The organism is Achromobacter animicus (assembly GCF_040775605.1).
In the GTDB taxonomy this organism is placed as follows: domain Bacteria; phylum Pseudomonadota; class Gammaproteobacteria; order Burkholderiales; family Burkholderiaceae_B; genus Achromobacter; species Achromobacter animicus.
Window position 1 is genome coordinate 4,781,059 of the sequence record NZ_JAYGJK010000001.1, and the last position, 16,382, is coordinate 4,797,440.

Below are 16,382 nucleotides of genomic sequence, written 5' to 3' on the forward strand. Positions count from 1 at the left end.
TAGGGCGGACGGCCCGGGCCGTCCGCCACAGAAAAGAACCGAAGGCGAAAAATGGAATTTTTCCGGATTCACCGCACCATCCCGTTCATGCGCCATGCGCTGGTGCTGAACATCATCAGTCTCGTCACCTTCCTGCTGGCGGTCTTCTTCATAGTCACGCGCGGCTTTCACCTGTCGATCGAGTTCACCGGCGGCACAGTCATGGAAGTCAACTACGCCCAGACGGCGCAGCTTGAAAACGTGCGCGGCGTGGTGTCCAAACTGGGCTACACCGACTTCCAGGTCCAGAACTTCGGCACCTCGCACGACGTCATGATCCGCCTGCCCCTGCAGGAAGGCCAGACGTCCGCCACGCAGAGCGAAACCGTCATGGCCGCACTGAAGGCCGCCGACTCGGGCGTCGAACTGCGTCGCGTCGAGTTCGTGGGCCCGCAGGTCGGGCAAGAACTGCTGCACAACGGCCTGATGGCCCTGCTGGTCGTCGTGATCGGCATCATGATCTATCTCGGCTTCCGCTTCGAATGGAAGTTCGCGGTCGCCGGCGTCATCGCCAACCTGCACGACGTGGTCATCATCCTGGGCTTCTTTGCGTTCTTCCAGTGGGAGTTCTCGCTGGCGGTGCTGGCCGGCGTGCTGGCCGTGCTGGGTTACTCCGTGAACGAATCCGTGGTCATCATGGACCGGATCCGTGAAAACTTCCGCAAGTACCGCAAGGCGGACGTGCACGAAGTCATCAACAGCGCCATCACCCAGACCATCTCGCGGACCATCATCACCCACGGTTCGACCCAGATGATGGTGCTGGCCATGCTGTTCTTCGGCGGCCCCACCCTGCACTACTTCGCCATGGCCCTGACCATCGGCATCTGGTTCGGCATCTACTCGTCGGTGTTCGTCGCCGCCGCGCTGGCCATGTGGATGGGCGTCAAGCGCGAAGACCTGGTCAAGCCGGTCAAGAAGGAAGGCGAGGAAGGCGAAGTCGCCTGATTGCCGGCCTGCTGACATGCAAAACCCGTCGCTTGCGACGGGTTTTTCTTTTGACGTTCGGGCAGTGCCTCTGAGCGGATCCCTTGAAAGTATTCGGGCACGGCAATCCACGGATTCGTTACCATGCCCCTCATGAAACTCTCCATCGACCACATCGTCATCGCCGCCGCGGACCTCGCCAGCGGCACCGAATATGTTGCCGGCCTGCTCGGCATCGCGCCGCAGGGCGGCGGGGCGCATCCGCGCATGGGCACCCATAACCGGGTGCTGGGCATGGCGGACGGCGTGTACCTGGAAGTCATTGCCATCGATCCCGACGCGCCGGCGCCTGATCGCCCCCGCTGGTTTGGGCTGGACCAGGGCGACGTGCGCGCACGCATCGAACAAGGGCCATTCCTGGCCCATTGGGCCGCGCGCGTGGAGGCGCCGCTGGACCTGACGCGCATGCAGGCCGAACACCCCGACCGGCTGCCGCCCGCCATCGCCATGACACGCGGCGACCTGCGCTGGCGCCTGACCGTGCCGGATGACGGCAGCCTGCCGGCGTGGCGCGAAGCCGGTTACCAGGCCGGCGAAGGCCTGCTTCCGACGCTGATCCAATGGGACGTGGAAAACACGCCGGGTGCGACGCTGCCGCGCCAGCCGCTGCGGCTGCTGCGTCTGACCGGCTGCCACCCCCGCGCCTCGCTGCTGCGCCAGGGGCTCGCCTGGATGGGTGCGGATAGCCTGATCGACGTCGAGCAGGCCGATGGCCCGCCCCGCCTGCGCGCGCAGATCGAAACGCCGTCCGGAATCAAGCTGCTGACGTGACGCCTGCGGTGTAGCCGTGACCTGACGCGCGTTGGGTGCATCCGAAGCCGGACGCCTTGGTTGCATCCATAGCCTGCCGCCATGGAGTATCCGTCCCTGCACGCCATGCCTCGCGACGACGCCATTCAGGGGACAAAAAAAACCGCGGGGTGATCTGCCTCCCGCGGTCTTCTCTGGCGTCCAGGTGCTGGCTTAGCCCTTCTTCCACCAGCGCCACGGCGCGCGCAGCGGCCATTGATACTTGCTGCACAGCACGCGGGGGGCCAGATAGTGCCCGACCAGCACGGCGATGCCGGCAGCCGTCATCACGTCCGACAGGTAGTGATCCAGGTTCACCAGCCGGCTGATCGCCACCAGCGCCGCCAGCAGCAGGAACACCCAGCGCCAACGCGGCGCCAGAATGCCCAACACCACCGCCACGGAGAAGGCCGCGTAGGTGTGGCTGGACGGAAAGGAATTGAACAGCTGAGCGCGAGAAAACGATTCGCCCAGCCCGTAGATGCCTTGCTCGAAGAACAACTCGGGCCGCGCCCGGGCCACGGTGCGTTTGAGCACCAGCACCACCAGCCCGCCGACCGCCATGGTCGACAGCATCAGCAAGCTGCCGCGCGCCATGGCGGCATAGCTGACACGCAGCGGATTGCGCCATCCGCGCGCCAGGCCCACCAGGCCGGCCACGTAGAACGCCAGCGCCATGACGATGTAATGGCCGCTTTCGCCCAGCTCGCCCACCCACTCAAAGGATTGGTCGACGCCTTCCGACACCGATTTCTGGATCCAGATGGCCAGCGGCAGGTCGACCCACAGCGCGCACGCCGCGGCGGCTAGCGCCAGCGCGCCCGCCAGCAGCGCCCACACGGACGCGGGGTACGGATTACGGTATTCGTCCTGGACTGCGGAACCGGTCCCGCCAGCGAGGGACGGAGCGGCTGCCGGAGGCGTAAGGCGATTGGAATTCATCGGTGCCGCTCGGGAGAAAAAAGGGATTTTACCGGCGCCTGCGGGCGCGCGGACCGCTATCGTAACGGCCAACGCGCGCGCGTCCAAGAAACAATTCTTGGGCAAGGGTTAAAATCCGCCCTTTCCCCCTTTCCAGCCCCCGGGATCTACACCCGTCACGGCGACCATCATGCAAGAAACCTCTCTCAAGCGCGCGGGCAATCCCCGCGACGGCGTCTCCGCCGCCCTGCCTTCGGCCACTCCCGGCGCCGGCTCCCCCCGCAAGCTGTACATCCGCACCTTCGGCTGCCAGATGAACGAGTACGACTCGGACAAGATGGCCGACGTGCTGCGCGAGGACCAGGGCGGGCTCGAACTGACCGACAACCCGGAAGAGGCGGACGTCATCCTGTTCAACACCTGTTCCGTGCGCGAAAAGGCGCAGGAAAAGGTGTTTTCGGATCTGGGCCGCGTGCAGCACCTGAAGAAGACCAATCCGAACCTCGTCATCGGCGTGGGCGGCTGTGTCGCCAGCCAGGAAGGCGAGGCCATCGTCAAACGCGCGCCGTATGTCGACGTGGTGTTCGGACCGCAGACCCTGCACCGCCTGCCGGACCTCATCAAGCGCCGCCGCGACGAAGGCCGTTCGCAGGTCGACATCAGCTTTCCCGAGATCGAAAAGTTCGACAACATGCCGCCGCCGCGCGTCGAAGGGGCCACGGCATTTGTCTCGATCATGGAAGGCTGTAGCAAATACTGCAGCTTCTGCGTCGTGCCCTATACACGCGGCGAAGAGGTCTCGCGCCCATTCGATGACGTCCTGATCGAAGTGGCCGACCTGGCGGACCAGGGCGTCAAGGAAGTGACGCTGCTGGGCCAGAACGTGAACGCCTACCGCGGCCGCATGACGGACTCCGACGAGATCGCCGACTTTGCGATGCTGCTGGAATACGTGCATGAAATCCCCGGCATCGAGCGCATCCGCTACACGACCTCGCACCCCAAGGAAATGACCCAGCGCATGGTGGACGCCTACGCCCGCCTGCCCAAGCTGGTGTCGTTCCTGCACCTGCCCGTGCAAGCCGGCAGCGACCGCGTGCTGGCCGGCATGAAGCGCGGCTACACCACCCTGGAATTCAAGTCGGTCGTGCGCCGCCTGCGCGCCGCCCGCCCGAATCTGACGCTGTCCTCGGACTTCATCGTGGGCTTTCCCGGCGAGACCGAGGAAGACTTCGAAAAGACGCTCAAGCTGATCGAGGACGTCGGCTTCGACACCTCGTTCTCGTTCGTGTACTCGCGCCGCCCGGGCACGCCCGCCGCGGACCTCACCGACGACACCCCGCAGGACGTGAAGCTGCGCCGTCTGCAGCGCCTGCAGGCGCTCATCAACGACCAGGCGGCAACGATTGCCCGCAACATGGTGGGCACGCGTCAGCGCCTGCTGGTCGAAGGCCCCTCGCGCCGCGACCCGAACGAACTCATGGGCCGCACCGAGAACAACCGCATCGTCAATTTCCCCGCGCCCGCGCGGCTCATCGGACAAATGGTCGACGTCGTCATCACCGAGGCGCACACGAATTCGCTGCGTGCCCGCGTGGCCGACGTTGACCGCACTTCGCAAGAGGCTGAATGACCACACCCCGCCCCCGCGCGCGTCGCAGCATGCCCGTCATCGTCAACCTGGACGGCGACAACACCCACCTGGCCAATCTCTGCGGCCCCCTGGACGAAAACCTGCGGCAACTGGCCGACGGCATGACCGTCAAGCTGTCGCGCCGCGGCAGCCGCGTCACCATCGAAGGCGAGCGGGCCGAACTGGCGGGCCGCATCCTGCGCCGCTTCCACGAACAGGCCGTGCACCGCGCCCTGTCCATCGATGACATCCAGCTTGGATTGGTCGAGATCGGGGTGGGCCGCCAGGAAGACAAGCTCAAGGAAGAGCAGGCCCGGGAACTGGACGCCCTGCCCGCCCTGGACGATGAAAGCGACGGCATCGCGCTGCGCACCAAGCGTAGCGACCTGCGCCCGCGCACGCCGCGCCAGCGCGACTACCTGAACAACATCCTCAAGCACGACATCACGTTCGGCGTCGGCCCTGCCGGCACGGGCAAGACCTGGCTGGCCGTGGCCTGCGCCATCGACGCCATGGAACGCGACACGGTGCAGCGCCTGGTGCTGACCCGCCCCGCCGTCGAAGCCGGCGAACGCCTGGGCTTTCTGCCCGGCGACCTGGCGCAAAAGGTCGACCCGTACCTGCGCCCGCTGTATGACGCGCTGTACGACCTGATGGGCTTCGAAAAGGTCCAGCGCCTGTTCGAGAAGCAGACCATCGAGATCGCCCCGCTGGCCTACATGCGCGGCCGCACGCTGAACCACGCCTTTGTCATCCTCGACGAGGCGCAGAACACGACGCCCGAGCAGATGAAGATGTTCCTGACGCGGATCGGCTTCGGCAGCAAGGCGGTCATCACCGGCGACCCGTCGCAGGTCGACCTGCCGCGCGGCCAGGAAAGCGGGCTGGCGCATGCGGTCAAGGTGCTGCATGACGTCCAGGGCATCGCCACCACCAAGTTCACCAGCCGCGATGTCGTGCGCCACCCCCTGGTCGCCCGCATTGTCGACGCTTACGACCGCGCCGCCGAAGATGAAGCCTGAGCTGTCCCTGTCCGTGCAGTACGGCGTCGAAGAGGCCCGCCTGCCCCGCTGGCGCCTGCGCCGCTGGGCAGAGCGCGCGCTGGGCGCCGCCTTTGAAGACGGTCTGGTCGAGTTTTCGGCCGCTGAACTGAGCCTGCGGCTGGTCGGCGCGGCCGAGGGCCGCCGCCTGAACCGCGACTTCCGCGGCCGCGACTACGCCACCAACGTGCTGACCTTCGAGTACGGCGTGGATCCCGTGGGCGTGGCGCGCGGCGACATCGTCATGTGCGTGCCCGTGCTGGTGCGCGAGGCCCGCGAGCAGCGCAAGACGCTGCTGGACCACGCCGCGCACCTCACCATCCACGGCGTGCTGCATTCGCTGGGCTACGACCACATCAAGGCGCGCGAAGCCAAGCGCATGGAAGCCCTGGAAACCGCGACGCTTGCGCAGATGGGCATTGCCGATCCGTACGTGGCCGACTGACCGCCGCCGCCCGCGTGCCGGTAGCCTCGGGACAACCCTGAGAAAATGCCGGCAAATGGCGTGCAGCAAGGCGCAGATCGCGTCCATTGCAGCCATTTTCCGGGCCGGCGTTACAAACGATGGGCCAGTATCGGTTATGCTGGCTCCTCCCTAACTTGTCCTCCCGGACGATGTCTGACCCTTACCCTGCTCCCGAAGCGACGCCTGCTCGCTCTACCAAGCCCGCCACCAAATCCCTCCTAGACCGCCTGCTTTCCCTTGTGCGCAAAGAGCCCGAGGACCGCGAAGGCATCAAGGCCGTCCTCGAAGCCGCGCACGAACGCCAGTTGCTCGACGCGGAGTCGTACAAGATGATCAAGGGCGCGCTCGCCGTGTCCGAAGGCACTGTCGGCGACATCATGGTCCCGCGCTCGCGCATGGATCTGCTCGATGTCACGCAGCCCATCCCGTACCTGGTGGCTTCGGTGATCGAAACCGCGCATTCGCGGTTCCCCGTCTACGAGGGTGATCGCGACAACATTATCGGCATCCTGCTGGCCAAGGATCTGCTGCGCTGCATGCTCGAGCCCAACATCGAAATGCGCACGCTGGTCCGCCCCGCCGTCTTCATTCCCGAATCCAAACGCTTGAACGTGCTGCTGCACGAGTTCCGCGCCAGCCGCAACCACCAGGCCATCGTCATTGACGAGCATGGCGGCATTTCGGGCCTGGTGACGATGGAAGACGTGCTGGAACAGATCGTCGGCGACATCGAAGACGAGTTCGACGAAACCGAAGAAGATTCCATCTTCCCCGAAGGCGAGAACCAGTGGCGCGTGCTCGCGGCCACCGACATCTCGCACTTCAACGAAGTGTTCGGCTGCCAACTGCCCGACGACGAGTACGACAGCGTGGGCGGCTGGATGGGCGGCCAATTGGGCCGTATTCCGCGCCGCGGCGACCACGCTGATTTCGACGGCCTGCGCCTTGAAGTGGCGCGCGGCGACGCCCGCCGGGCCATCTGGCTGCGCGTCAAGCGCCTGGCCACACCCCAGTCCGAAGCACCCGCCACCGACGCATGACCAGCACCCCGCGCGGCCGACTCTTGCGTGGCGCCGCCGGCCTCGTGCTGGCGGGCGCCGTCCACGCCCTGACCTTTGCCCCCGGCCCGCTGCCCGGATGGGCGCTGGCGTTCACCCAGATCGCCGCGCTGGCCGTGCTGGCGCGCGTCACCCTGTATGCGCCGTCGGCGCGTCAGGCGTGGCTACGCGGCTGGCTCTTCAACTTTGCCAGCTACGCGCTCGGGTTGTACTGGATCTTCATCAGCCTGCACCGCTACGGCGATCTTGCCGCACCGCTGGCTGTCGCGGCCGTGCTGGCGTTGTCGGCATTCCTGGCCCTGTTTCCCGCGACCGCCAATGCGCTGGCGCGCCGCTACGCGCCGCTGTCCGCCGATTCCCCCCCGTCCCGCATCCTGGCCGCCACGCTGGCCTGGGCTGCGATGTGGGGCGCCTTCGAATGGCTGCGTTCGGTGCTGCTCACGGGCTTTCCGTGGCTGAACATCGGCTATGCGCAGGTCGACAGCCCCATTGCAGGCTGGGCGCCGCTGCTCGGCGTGCACGGCATGGCATTCCTGGCCGCATTCGTCGCGGCGGCGGCGGCAAGCCTGTGGCAGCCTTCGCGCGCGGCGGGCATGGGTCCGCGCCACGCGCTGGCCGCTGGCGTCGCGGTGGCGCTTGCTGCGGCGGGCTGGCCACTGTCCCGCATCGACTGGTCGGCGCCGGTTGGCGACCCGCTCAACGTGCGGCTCGTGCAGGGCAACATCGGGCAATCCCAGAAATTCGATCCTGCGCTCCTCGAGCAAAGCCTGCGGCGCCATCTGGAGCTGACGGCCCTGCCCGCGGCGCCCGGCGTGCCCGCGCCGCAATTGGTGATCCTGCCGGAAACCGTGGTGCCCATCTTCCAGGACCAGCTCGATCCGCGCGTCTGGGAAGTCTGGCGCGACCTGGCCGGCCAACGCAACACCGTCATCGCGATGGGCGTGCCGCTGCATGACCGCGTCAACGGCCGCGAGCGCTATACCAACAGTGTCATCGGTTTTGACGGCGCCACGTTCGTTGAACAGCTGGTGCGCGGCAACACCGCCATGCGCTACGACAAGCGCCACCTGGTGCCGTGGGGCGAATACGTGCCGCCCGGCTTTCACTGGTTTGTCGAAATGCTGAACATCCCGCTGGGCGACTTCGATCGCGGCGGCGAACGCCAGACCCCGTTTGCCGTCGGCGGCCAGCACATCGCGTTCAACATCTGCTACGAAGACCTCTTCGGTCCCGACCTGCTGCCCGCCTTGCAGCCCGGCCCCGACGGCGAGCCCGGCGCGACCATCCTGGTCAACGTCAGCAACCTGGGCTGGTTCGGCGATAGCTGGGCGCTGCGGCAGCATCTGCAGATCGGCCGGCTGCGCACCATCGAGACCGCGCGCCCGATGCTGACCGCCACCAACACCGGCATCACCGCCGCCATCGACGCAAAGGGCCAGGTTGCCGCCCAACTCGCACCGCTGCAGGCGGGTGTGCTGCCGGTATCGGTGCAGGGCATGACGGGGCTCACGCCCTACGCGCGTTTTGGGGACAAGACCGCGCTGGCGCTGATCGGTCTGGCGCTGATCGCGGCCGTGGGCAGCGCCCGCCGCCCGCGCCGCGGCTGAATCCACGGTCCGGCTGATTCCACGCAGCACCGACGTCCCCGCGCGGCTGATTTCCCGGCGCGGCTGACTTCCTTCAGGCAAACAGGTTCGCGGGCAGCGAGCCTGTTTCGTCGGGCGGGCGCAGCGGGCCGTTCCCCGCTCCCGTGACTTCAATCGCGTCTGCAATCGCCTGCATGTCGTCGGCATCCAGCTCCAGCTCGGCCGCGCCGATCAGTCCGTCCACCTGCGATGCGCTGCGCGCCCCCAAAATGGCGCCCGTCACACCCGGCCACGCCAGCGTCCATGCCGCTGCGGCGGCGGCCACGGTGGCGCCGTGCCGCTCCGCAATAGGCTTGAAGGCATCGGCCAGCGCCAGGTTGCGCTCCAACTCGGGCGACCGGAAATCCGCGTGCCGCGCCCGCCAATCGTCCGGCGGCAACGCCCTTGCACGCTCGGCGCTGAACTTGCCGGTCAGCAAGCCCGAATTCATGGGGCTGTAGACGATCACGCCCGTGCCATTAGCCGCACACCAGGGAATGAGGTCGATAGCCGCGGCGCGCTGGATCGCCGAGAACGGCGGCTGCAGGGTGTCTACATGCCCCAGGTGTTCCGCCGCCTGCAACTGGGCAAGATTGTGGTTCGACAATCCCACCGCGCGGACTTTCCCGGCCTGCTTCAGATCCAGCAATTCCTGCCAGTACGCCTCCAGCGGCGTGCCGTCTCCCGCAGGCCAGTGCATCTGATAGAGGTCGATCCGCTCGACGCCTAACCGCCGCAACGCCCCTTCAAGCTCTCGGCGAATGCTGGACGGCGCGCCGGTGCGCCGCGGCATCGCCTGTGGCTGCTCGGGCGACCAGGTCAGGCCGCATTTGGTGAACACGTACGGACGCTCGCTGGCGGGCATCTGGCCCAACGCCTGCCGCACGATGTCCTCGGAATGGCCCAGGCCGTAAACCGCGGCGGTGTCGATCCAGTTGATGCCGCGGTCGATCGCGTGCCGGATCGCCTTGATGGATTCGGTGTCGTCCTGCGGCCCCCAGCCCACCGCCCACCCGTTGCCGCCCATGGCCCAAGCGCCCAGGCCGATGCGCGTGATGTTCATGTCCGTGCGCCCCAGAGCGACAGTGGGAAAGCCTGTGCTGCTCATGGATAAGTGCTCATGTGTCGATTTCCTTGCCGATCCGCGTCAACTTTCCGCGCTGCCCTCGCGTGGAAAATTCCACACGCCGAAAAAATTTTTTCCATCCACGATAGCACCTGCACAAGTCTTTGATTTCATTGATTTCCGCATCAATCGCAGGCTCGCTCGGCAACCAATGCAGCGCTAAATCCGCCCTCAAAATGCCCATCCAACCCTCTTTTTTCGCAACTTTTTTGCTTTTTGCCATGAAGCGACTTGCACGCCCAATTTAGTTCGTGCATAATCTCGTTTCTTCGCCAACGGCACTAAACAAAACCGGCAACGAAACAGCAAAAAACGCGCTCTAACCGGCGCGTTTCAAGCAAAAACGTTGAAGGAATTGATTAGAGAAACGGGGGTATAGCTCAGCTGGGAGAGCGCTTGCATGGCATGCAAGAGGTCAGCGGTTCGATCCCGCTTACCTCCACCAGTCCAAAGCGAAGAGCAGTACAGCAAGTCCAAGTCCCCTTCGTCTAGAGGCCTAGGACATCACCCTTTCACGGTGAGTACAGGGGTTCGAATCCCCTAGGGGACGCCAGTCTACTGGCATGCAGTATTAGTGATGCAGTTGAAGTGATTATGTAGTTGAGTTAAGCCGCTGCGGAGCGGTAGTTCAGTTGGTTAGAATACCGGCCTGTCACGCCGGGGGTCGCGGGTTCGAGCCCCGTCCGCTCCGCCAAAAGCTCTCTCGCTCAGAGTCTTTCAAGAGCTCCGTTTTCGGGGCTTTTTTGTTTTATAAGTGTGAGACCTTGTTGTTTGAAGTTTGGAACAGCAGGACGCCCTGGGGGTATAGCTCAGCTGGGAGAGCGCTTGCATGGCATGCAAGAGGTCAGCGGTTCGATCCCGCTTACCTCCACCAGTGCAGTTCAGTAGTAACGCAGTACAGTAGTAGACTTGTTGGTTCCAGGTCCCCTTCGTCTAGAGGCCTAGGACATCACCCTTTCACGGTGAGTACAGGGGTTCGAATCCCCTAGGGGACGCCAGCTTCATCTGGCATGCAGTACAAGCTGTCTTGACACCACAGCCGCAGTAAAGAAGTTCGCAGTACAGAAGTTGAAGTCATCAGTAAGCCGCTGCGGAGCGGTAGTTCAGTTGGTTAGAATACCGGCCTGTCACGCCGGGGGTCGCGGGTTCGAGCCCCGTCCGCTCCGCCAAGCACTTTGCGCTTACCGAACGCTGCTCGCAGCACGCATTTGAAGTACACGCATCTCAAGCTCCGGATTCCGGAGCTTTTTGCTTTTGTGCTTTTGATTTCTGCGATTTTGGTTTTGCTTTCGCATATGCTTTTGCATGGGCTGTCCGGCGCCGCCATTCGCGCGGTGCAATCCCCTCTCGTTGTACCCCTTCCGCGAGACTCCTCCCTTTTGACCTCTGGACAGCACCGGCGCGCGGCTTCATGCTTGCGCGTACACGCCATGCGAAGAAAAAAGAGGCCTACGTGACCCCCAACGACGCCGCACCCCAAGCACATCGCCAACACCTGCAGAGCATCATCGCGGGCCTCAACGAGGGCATCATCCTGCTTGAGGCCGATGGCTCGATAGCCTGGGCCAACGCCAGCGCACTTGCGCTGCACGGCGCCGAATCAATGGAAGACCTGGGCGGCACGCCCGCGGGCTTTCGCAAGCGATATACGCTCACCTATCGCAACCATCATCGCGTGCCGGCGCGACAGTATCCCTTGGACCGGCTGGCGGCGGGCGAAGAATTCGAAGACCTGCTGCTCGATCTGACCCGTAAAGACGACGACGAATTCACGCGCAACCTGCTTGCGCGCGGCCTCAATCTGGACGATGGCGGCCCCATGCCCTATCGCGTCCTGATCCTGCACGACCAGACCGCGCAGATCAACGCCGAGGAACGCTTTGAACGCGCCTTCTCGGCCAATCCGGCTCCCGCCTTGATCTGCCGGCTGTCGGACCTGCGCTACGTCAAGGTGAACCAGGGGTTCCTGGAAATGACCGGCTACTCGCGCGACGCGGTGCTGGGCAAGTCGGCTTATGAAATCGATGTGCTGGACGGGAGCGACGACAAAGAAACGGCTGTGGCTCGGCTCAATGAAGGCGAGACCATTCCGCAGCGCGAGGGCGTGCTGAAGCTGCCCGATGGCACCTCCAAGTTCGTGGTGGTGGCAGGCCAGCCCATCGACATGCACGACGAGCCCTGCATGCTTTTCACGTTCATCGACCTGGAGGGCCGCAAGCGCACCGAAGAGGCCCTGCGCGAAAGCGAAGAGCGCTTCTCCAAAGCCTTCCAGCTTGCCCCTGTGCCGATGGCCGTCTGCGACGGCGTCAACTTGAACGTGCTGAACCTCAATGATGCCTTTGCCGCCGCCACGGGTCTGACGTTGGACGACAAGGCAGAGCAGGACCTCGTCGAACTGGGATTGCGGCCGTACGAAGGCATGCTGGCCGCCCTGAAGCGCGGCGAAAGCGTGCGCAACCGCGAAGCCGTGATGATTGCGCGCGACGGCGGCGAGCTCGACTGCCTGGTGTCCGCCGAGCCCGTCATGATCGGCGGGCTGCGCCGCGTCCTGATCGTGATGCAGGACATCACCGAGCGCAAGCGCTCCGAGACCGAACTGCTGACGGCCATCGAGGCGGTCATGCAGGACACCTCGTGGTTCAGCCGCGGCATCATCGAAAAGCTGGCGCAACTGCGCCAGCCCGCCCCCGCGACGCGCGACGTGGCGGAACTGGCGCAGCTTACGTCGCGCGAGCGCGAGGTGCTGGGCCTGCTCTGCCAGGGTCACGATGACGACGGCATTGCCAAGGCGCTCAAGCTGTCGCGCAACACCGTGCGCAATCACGTGGCCACGATCTACAGCAAGATCGGCGTGCACCGACGCAGCGCCGCCATCGTCTGGGCTCGTGACCGCGGCATCACCGGTCACGAAAGCGCGCGCAACCGGGACAAGCAGGGCAAGTCCTGAACGGCTTGCTACGTTTTTACAATTTGAATCAAAATATCCTGCATCTTCGCTTCGCCGAAGATGCCGCCGCGTTAGGACGACTGGCCGCTCAAAAGCGGCCATTTTCTTTGAATCGGTTTCCAACCGTGCGCTAAATCCGCCGATATCGAACGCATTGCGCAAATAGGCCGCCCCTTCTTACGATCCGCCGATCCAGCCCAGGCCACCAGGCCACCGGCGAGATCCGCGGCACGAACGAAGGAGCCACCGACCATGCAGACTGCGTACATTCCCGTCCCGACATCGCCCAAGCGCCTGCCGGCCTCGGCCTGGAGCGCCGACGCCATCATGGCGCTCTACGAGCTGCCGTTCATGGACTTGATGCACCGGGCGCAGCAGACGCATCGCGCCCATTTCGATCCGAACGTGATCCAGTTGTCGAGCCTGCTGTCGATCAAGACTGGCGGCTGTCCCGAAGACTGCGCGTACTGTCCGCAGTCCTCGCACTACGACACCGGCGTGGACGCCGACAAGCTGATGCCGCTGGAAGACGTGGTCGCCGCGGCCCGCGCGGCGCAGGCCGGCGGCGCACAGCGCTTCTGCATGGGCGCCGCGTGGCGCAGTCCCAAGCCGCATCACCTGGACGCCGTGGCCGAGATGGTCAGCGCGGTCAAGGCGCTGGGCCTGGAGACCTGCGTGACGCTGGGCATGTTGCGGGACGGCCAGGCCGAGCAATTGAAGAACGCGGGCCTGGACTACTACAACCACAACCTGGATACCTCGCCGGAGTTCTACGGCAAGATCATCTCCACGCGCACGTACCAGGACCGCCTGGACACGCTGGACCGCGTGCGCGACGCCGGCATCAGCGTGTGCTGCGGCGGCATCGTGGGCATGGGCGAATCGCGCCGCGAACGCGCCGGCCTGATCGCCCAGCTCGCCAGCATGGAGCCTTATCCCGAGTCCGTGCCGATCAACAACCTGGTGCAGGTGGAAGGCACGCCGTTGTCCGATGTCGAAGCCCTCGATCCCTTCGAGTTCGTGCGCACTATCGCCGTGGCGCGCATTGCAATGCCGCGCGCCGCCGTTCGGCTGTCGGCCGGGCGCGAGACGATGGACGATGCGATGCAGGCGCTGTGCTTCCTGGCGGGCGCAAATTCCATGTTCTACGGCGACGCGCTGCTGACGACCGCCAATCCTCAGATGGCGGCCGACCAGCGCCTGCTCGACCGATTGGGCATGCGGGTCGATGCCGCCGCGCACGACCGCCATCAGGAGGCGGCATGCCGTTGACGCCAGGTCTTCTTTATCTGACGGCCAGCGTGGCCTGCAGCGTCACGGTCGCCGTGATGCTCAAGTTGGCGCGGCGTTGGCAGATCGACGTGCGCCAGGCGATCGCGATGAACTACGCCGTGGCCGCCCTGCTCTGCTGGCTGGTGCTGCGCCCCGATCCGGCGCGCCTGCTGGCGCCGCAAACGCCCTGGCTGGTGCTGGCCGCGCTGGGCGTGCTGCTGCCGAGCGTCTTTTTGGCGATGGCGGCCGCGTTGCGGCATGCCGGCATCGTACGCAGCGATGCCGCGCAGCGCCTGTCGCTGTTCATTCCGCTGCTGGCCGCGTTCGCCCTGTTCGGCGAACCGGTCACGGGGCGCAAATTGGCGGCCATCGCGCTAGCCTTCGCCGCCCTCTTCTGCCTGCTGCGCCAACCGCCGCGCATTCGCTTATCCGAAGCCACGGCGGCCGAGGACCGGCGCGCGATGTGGCTCTGGCCGCTGGTGGTCTGGGCGGGCTATGGCGTGATCGACATCCTGTTCAAGCAGGTTGCCCGCACGGGGACTGCATTTGCGGGCAGCCTGTTGCTGACGTTCCTGATGGCGGGCGCGCTGATGCTTGCGTATCTATTGCGGCGCCGCGTGCGCTGGCAGGCGCGGCATCTGGCCGCGGGCGTGGCGCTGGGGCTGGCCAACTTCGGCAATATCCTGACCTACGTGCGCGCGCACCAGTCGCTGCCCGAGCACCCCGCGCTGGTGTTCGCGTCGATGAATATGGGAGTGATCACGCTGGGCACCCTGGTGGGCGCCCTGGCGTTCCGTGAACCGCTCACGCGTGTGAACGTGCTGGGCATTGCGCTGGCGTTGTCCGCCATTTTGCTGATGACGCCCTGGTAGGGGCGCTTCAGGTGCCGGTGCGGCGCTGGCGTTCGGGGTGCGCGTCTGATGCGGCGTCCGATGTGGAGTCCAATGTGGCGCCCGATGCTGCGGTTGATGCTGCGGTCGATGCAGCGTCCAATGCGGCAGTCGATGCGGAGCCCGATACACGGTCTGGTGTCGGGTCCGACATCGAATCCAGCATCGCGTCGAATCCGCCTCCCGCTCCCGCAGCCGTATCCGCCGACGCGTCCATTCCGCCCTGCCCCGCCGCCGAATCCACCGATGCGGCCTCGGCCACCGGCTCCGGCGGCGCCGGCGCTGCGGACGGATCCGGCTGCACCATTTCCATGGCGATGTCGTTCTCGGGATCCACCCGCGGATCCAGCACCGCCGCCGCGGGCGAACTTTGCAGCGTGTCCGGCATCGGTACGAAATGCGTCGGCGCCTCGTCGACCTGGTGCGCGCCGGTGACGCGCGTGGGCCGCACCTGCCAGACCAGGATCACGGCGCACGCCGAGATGAACACGTAATACATGGCGGGTCCGCCCAGCGACATCATGAAGCCCGCGATCATCGGCCCCACACAGGCGCCCAGGCCATAGGTCATCAGCAACACCGCCGACAGGCTGACTCGTCTTTCCGATTCGACGTGGTCATTCGCAAAGGCCGCGCCCAACGGGTACAGCGTGAACTGCAGGATGCCGAAGACGCAGGACATGGCGACCAGCGCCCAGAACGGCAACGCGATCCAGCCCCACATGACGGCAGGCAGCAGGACCAGCAACAACGCGTTGAAGCGGATGAGGCCGGCGCGGTTGATGCGGTCGGACAGCCATCCCATCGGCCACTGCGACAACAGACCCGCCGTCACGGCGGCCGCGACGAAGATGGCGGCCTGCGATGTGGACAGGCCATTCTTGGCGCCATACACCGCGGCCAGGCCGTAGAACGCGCCGGACAGATTGCCCGCCACGAAGAGCACGGTCATGGACAGCGGCACGCGCCGCATGAAGAACTTCACGTCCAGCGGCGCGGGCAGCGGCGTGGGCGGGTGGGACCGGGCTGTGACGGCAAGCGGCACGAGGCACAGCACGAGGCACATGGCGACCAGGGTAAGCGGGCGCAGGTCCAGCGTGGCGTAGGCGGTGAGCGCCAGTTGGCCCAGCACGGTGCCCAGGCCGGAGACGACCATGTAGACAGAGAAAACGCGGCCGCGCTGGTGGTTTTCGGTCTGTTCGTTGAGCCAGCTTTCGATGACCATGAACTCGGTCACCATGACGATGCCGGAGACGATGCGGAACACCAGCCACAGGGGCATGGATTCGACCAGCGTCTGCGCCAGGATCATGCTGGTGGCAATGGCCGCGCAGGCGACGAACGCGCGGATGTGGCCGACGCGGATGATGAGCTTGTGCCCAAGCCGCGCGCCGCACACGAGCCCGAGGTAGTAGCCGGCGATCAAGGTGCCGATCCACACTTCGCTGACGGACTGGGCGGTCAGCCGCAGGCCCATGTAGGTGTTGAAGAGACCCGTGCCGATGAGCATCAGCAAGGTCGCAAAATAAAGCGACGAAAACGATGAGATCGTGGAGAGCATGGCGTCGACAACCGCTGCTGGCTTTCAG

At 65.4% G+C, this 16,382-nt stretch carries 14 protein-coding genes and 6 tRNA genes; 16 read left to right on the forward strand and 4 right to left on the reverse strand.

Features of this window, described 5'->3' with window-relative positions; genetic code table 11:
- Positions 1-51 precede the first annotated feature (51 nt).
- Both secF and AB3147_RS21895 read left to right on the forward strand, forming a co-directional pair.
- On the forward strand, positions 52-987 hold the full coding sequence (gene secF, locus AB3147_RS21890) for a protein translocase subunit SecF (protein WP_175124534.1): 936 nt from the start codon (positions 52-54) through the stop codon (positions 985-987).
- Between the two features lie 132 nt (positions 988-1,119).
- On the forward strand, positions 1,120-1,797 hold the full coding sequence (locus AB3147_RS21895; protein ID WP_367353567.1) for a VOC family protein: 678 nt from the start codon (positions 1,120-1,122) through the stop codon (positions 1,795-1,797).
- A 192-nt stretch (positions 1,798-1,989) separates the two neighbouring features.
- Here AB3147_RS21895 and AB3147_RS21900 read toward each other — a convergent pair whose 3' ends face one another.
- Complete coding sequence (locus AB3147_RS21900) at positions 1,990-2,757, reverse strand: phosphatase PAP2 family protein (RefSeq protein WP_367352949.1); 768 nt, start codon at positions 2,755-2,757, stop codon at positions 1,990-1,992.
- A gap of 169 nt (positions 2,758-2,926) precedes the next feature.
- Between AB3147_RS21900 and miaB the strand changes: the two genes are divergently transcribed.
- The 5 genes from miaB to lnt all read left to right on the forward strand — a co-directional run bounded on the left by miaB (position 2,927) and on the right by lnt (position 8,540).
- Positions 2,927-4,369 carry a tRNA (N6-isopentenyl adenosine(37)-C2)-methylthiotransferase MiaB gene (gene miaB / locus AB3147_RS21905; RefSeq protein ID WP_218343111.1) on the forward strand — a complete coding sequence of 481 codons (1,443 nt, stop codon included), beginning with the start codon at positions 2,927-2,929 and terminating at the stop codon, positions 4,367-4,369.
- Positions 4,366-5,391 carry a PhoH family protein gene (locus tag AB3147_RS21910; RefSeq protein WP_175138175.1) on the forward strand — a complete coding sequence of 342 codons (1,026 nt, stop codon included), beginning with the start codon at positions 4,366-4,368 and terminating at the stop codon, positions 5,389-5,391. The genes miaB and AB3147_RS21910 overlap by 4 nt, the downstream gene beginning before the upstream one ends.
- Positions 5,381-5,854 carry an rRNA maturation RNase YbeY gene (gene ybeY, locus AB3147_RS21915; protein ID WP_175124530.1) on the forward strand — a complete coding sequence of 158 codons (474 nt, stop codon included), beginning with the start codon at positions 5,381-5,383 and terminating at the stop codon, positions 5,852-5,854. The genes AB3147_RS21910 and ybeY overlap by 11 nt, the downstream gene beginning before the upstream one ends.
- Positions 5,855-6,024: 170 nt before the next feature.
- The gene (locus AB3147_RS21920; protein ID WP_175138173.1) at positions 6,025-6,915 is read left to right on the forward strand and encodes an HlyC/CorC family transporter; all 891 of its coding nucleotides are present in this window, start codon (positions 6,025-6,027) and stop codon (positions 6,913-6,915) included.
- The gene (gene lnt / locus AB3147_RS21925; RefSeq protein WP_367352950.1) at positions 6,912-8,540 is read left to right on the forward strand and encodes an apolipoprotein N-acyltransferase; all 1,629 of its coding nucleotides are present in this window, start codon (positions 6,912-6,914) and stop codon (positions 8,538-8,540) included. Before AB3147_RS21920 ends, lnt begins: the two co-directional genes overlap by 4 nt.
- A 73-nt stretch (positions 8,541-8,613) precedes the next feature.
- On the opposite strand, the gene AB3147_RS21930 is transcribed toward lnt, so the two are convergent.
- Positions 8,614-9,621, reverse strand: coding sequence for an aldo/keto reductase (locus AB3147_RS21930; protein ID WP_367353568.1), 1,008 nt, complete (start codon positions 9,619-9,621; stop codon positions 8,614-8,616).
- A 55-nt stretch (positions 9,622-9,676) separates the two neighbouring features.
- Positions 9,677-9,907, reverse strand: coding sequence for a hypothetical protein (locus tag AB3147_RS21935; protein WP_367352951.1), 231 nt, complete (start codon positions 9,905-9,907; stop codon positions 9,677-9,679).
- 146 nt (positions 9,908-10,053) lie between these two features.
- Between AB3147_RS21935 and AB3147_RS21940 the strand changes: the two genes are divergently transcribed.
- The 9 genes from AB3147_RS21940 (at position 10,054) to AB3147_RS21980 (ending at position 14,775) form a co-directional block, all read left to right on the forward strand.
- Positions 10,054-10,129: transfer RNA gene (locus tag AB3147_RS21940), tRNA-Ala, on the forward strand.
- 32 nt (positions 10,130-10,161) lie between these two features.
- Positions 10,162-10,237 (forward strand) — tRNA-Glu (locus tag AB3147_RS21945).
- A gap of 64 nt (positions 10,238-10,301) precedes the next feature.
- Positions 10,302-10,378: transfer RNA gene (locus AB3147_RS21950), tRNA-Asp, on the forward strand.
- 104 nt (positions 10,379-10,482) lie between these two features.
- Positions 10,483-10,558: transfer RNA gene (locus tag AB3147_RS21955), tRNA-Ala, on the forward strand.
- 48 nt (positions 10,559-10,606) lie between these two features.
- Positions 10,607-10,682 (forward strand) — tRNA-Glu (locus tag AB3147_RS21960).
- A gap of 94 nt (positions 10,683-10,776) precedes the next feature.
- A tRNA-Asp gene (locus tag AB3147_RS21965) sits at positions 10,777-10,853 on the forward strand.
- Positions 10,854-11,095: 242 nt separating this feature from the next.
- Positions 11,096-12,631 carry a PAS domain S-box protein gene (locus AB3147_RS21970; RefSeq protein ID WP_367352952.1) on the forward strand — a complete coding sequence of 512 codons (1,536 nt, stop codon included), beginning with the start codon at positions 11,096-11,098 and terminating at the stop codon, positions 12,629-12,631.
- 252 nt (positions 12,632-12,883) lie between these two features.
- Positions 12,884-13,903 (forward strand): biotin synthase BioB, encoded by a 1,020-nt coding sequence (gene bioB / locus AB3147_RS21975; RefSeq protein WP_367352953.1) that lies wholly within the window; start codon positions 12,884-12,886, stop codon positions 13,901-13,903.
- A complete protein-coding gene (locus AB3147_RS21980; protein ID WP_367353569.1) occupies positions 13,900-14,775 on the forward strand; it encodes an EamA family transporter in 876 nt (291 codons plus the stop codon). Before bioB ends, AB3147_RS21980 begins: the two co-directional genes overlap by 4 nt.
- Positions 14,776-14,782: 7 nt before the next feature.
- On the opposite strand, the gene AB3147_RS21985 is transcribed toward AB3147_RS21980, so the two are convergent.
- Positions 14,783-16,354, reverse strand: a complete 1,572-nt coding sequence (locus AB3147_RS21985) for an MFS transporter (RefSeq protein WP_367352954.1) — start codon at positions 16,352-16,354, stop codon at positions 14,783-14,785.
- Positions 16,355-16,382: the final 28 nt, after the last annotated feature.

What these genes read in the sequence shown, in the direction of transcription:
- miaB (WP_218343111.1), top strand. Translation starts at nt 2,927, where the DNA reads ATGCAAGAAACCTCTCTCAAGCGCGCGGGCAATCCCCGCGACGGCGTC.
- AB3147_RS21910 (WP_175138175.1), top strand. Translation starts at nt 4,366, where the DNA reads ATGACCACACCCCGCCCCCGCGCGCGTCGCAGCATGCCCGTCATCGTC.
- AB3147_RS21900 (WP_367352949.1), bottom strand. Translation starts at nt 2,757, where the DNA reads ATGAATTCCAATCGCCTTACGCCTCCGGCAGCCGCTCCGTCCCTCGCT.
- AB3147_RS21970 (WP_367352952.1), top strand. Translation starts at nt 11,096, where the DNA reads ATGCTTGCGCGTACACGCCATGCGAAGAAAAAAGAGGCCTACGTGACC.
- AB3147_RS21920 (WP_175138173.1), top strand. Translation starts at nt 6,025, where the DNA reads ATGTCTGACCCTTACCCTGCTCCCGAAGCGACGCCTGCTCGCTCTACC.
- AB3147_RS21985 (WP_367352954.1), bottom strand. Translation starts at nt 16,354, where the DNA reads ATGCTCTCCACGATCTCATCGTTTTCGTCGCTTTATTTTGCGACCTTG.
- lnt (WP_367352950.1), top strand. Translation starts at nt 6,912, where the DNA reads ATGACCAGCACCCCGCGCGGCCGACTCTTGCGTGGCGCCGCCGGCCTC.
- AB3147_RS21935 (WP_367352951.1), bottom strand. Translation starts at nt 9,907, where the DNA reads ATGGCAAAAAGCAAAAAAGTTGCGAAAAAAGAGGGTTGGATGGGCATT.
- AB3147_RS21930 (WP_367353568.1), bottom strand. Translation starts at nt 9,621, where the DNA reads ATGAACATCACGCGCATCGGCCTGGGCGCTTGGGCCATGGGCGGCAAC.
- AB3147_RS21895 (WP_367353567.1), top strand. Translation starts at nt 1,120, where the DNA reads ATGAAACTCTCCATCGACCACATCGTCATCGCCGCCGCGGACCTCGCC.
- ybeY (WP_175124530.1), top strand. Translation starts at nt 5,381, where the DNA reads ATGAAGCCTGAGCTGTCCCTGTCCGTGCAGTACGGCGTCGAAGAGGCC.
- bioB (WP_367352953.1), top strand. Translation starts at nt 12,884, where the DNA reads ATGCAGACTGCGTACATTCCCGTCCCGACATCGCCCAAGCGCCTGCCG.
- secF (WP_175124534.1), top strand. Translation starts at nt 52, where the DNA reads ATGGAATTTTTCCGGATTCACCGCACCATCCCGTTCATGCGCCATGCG.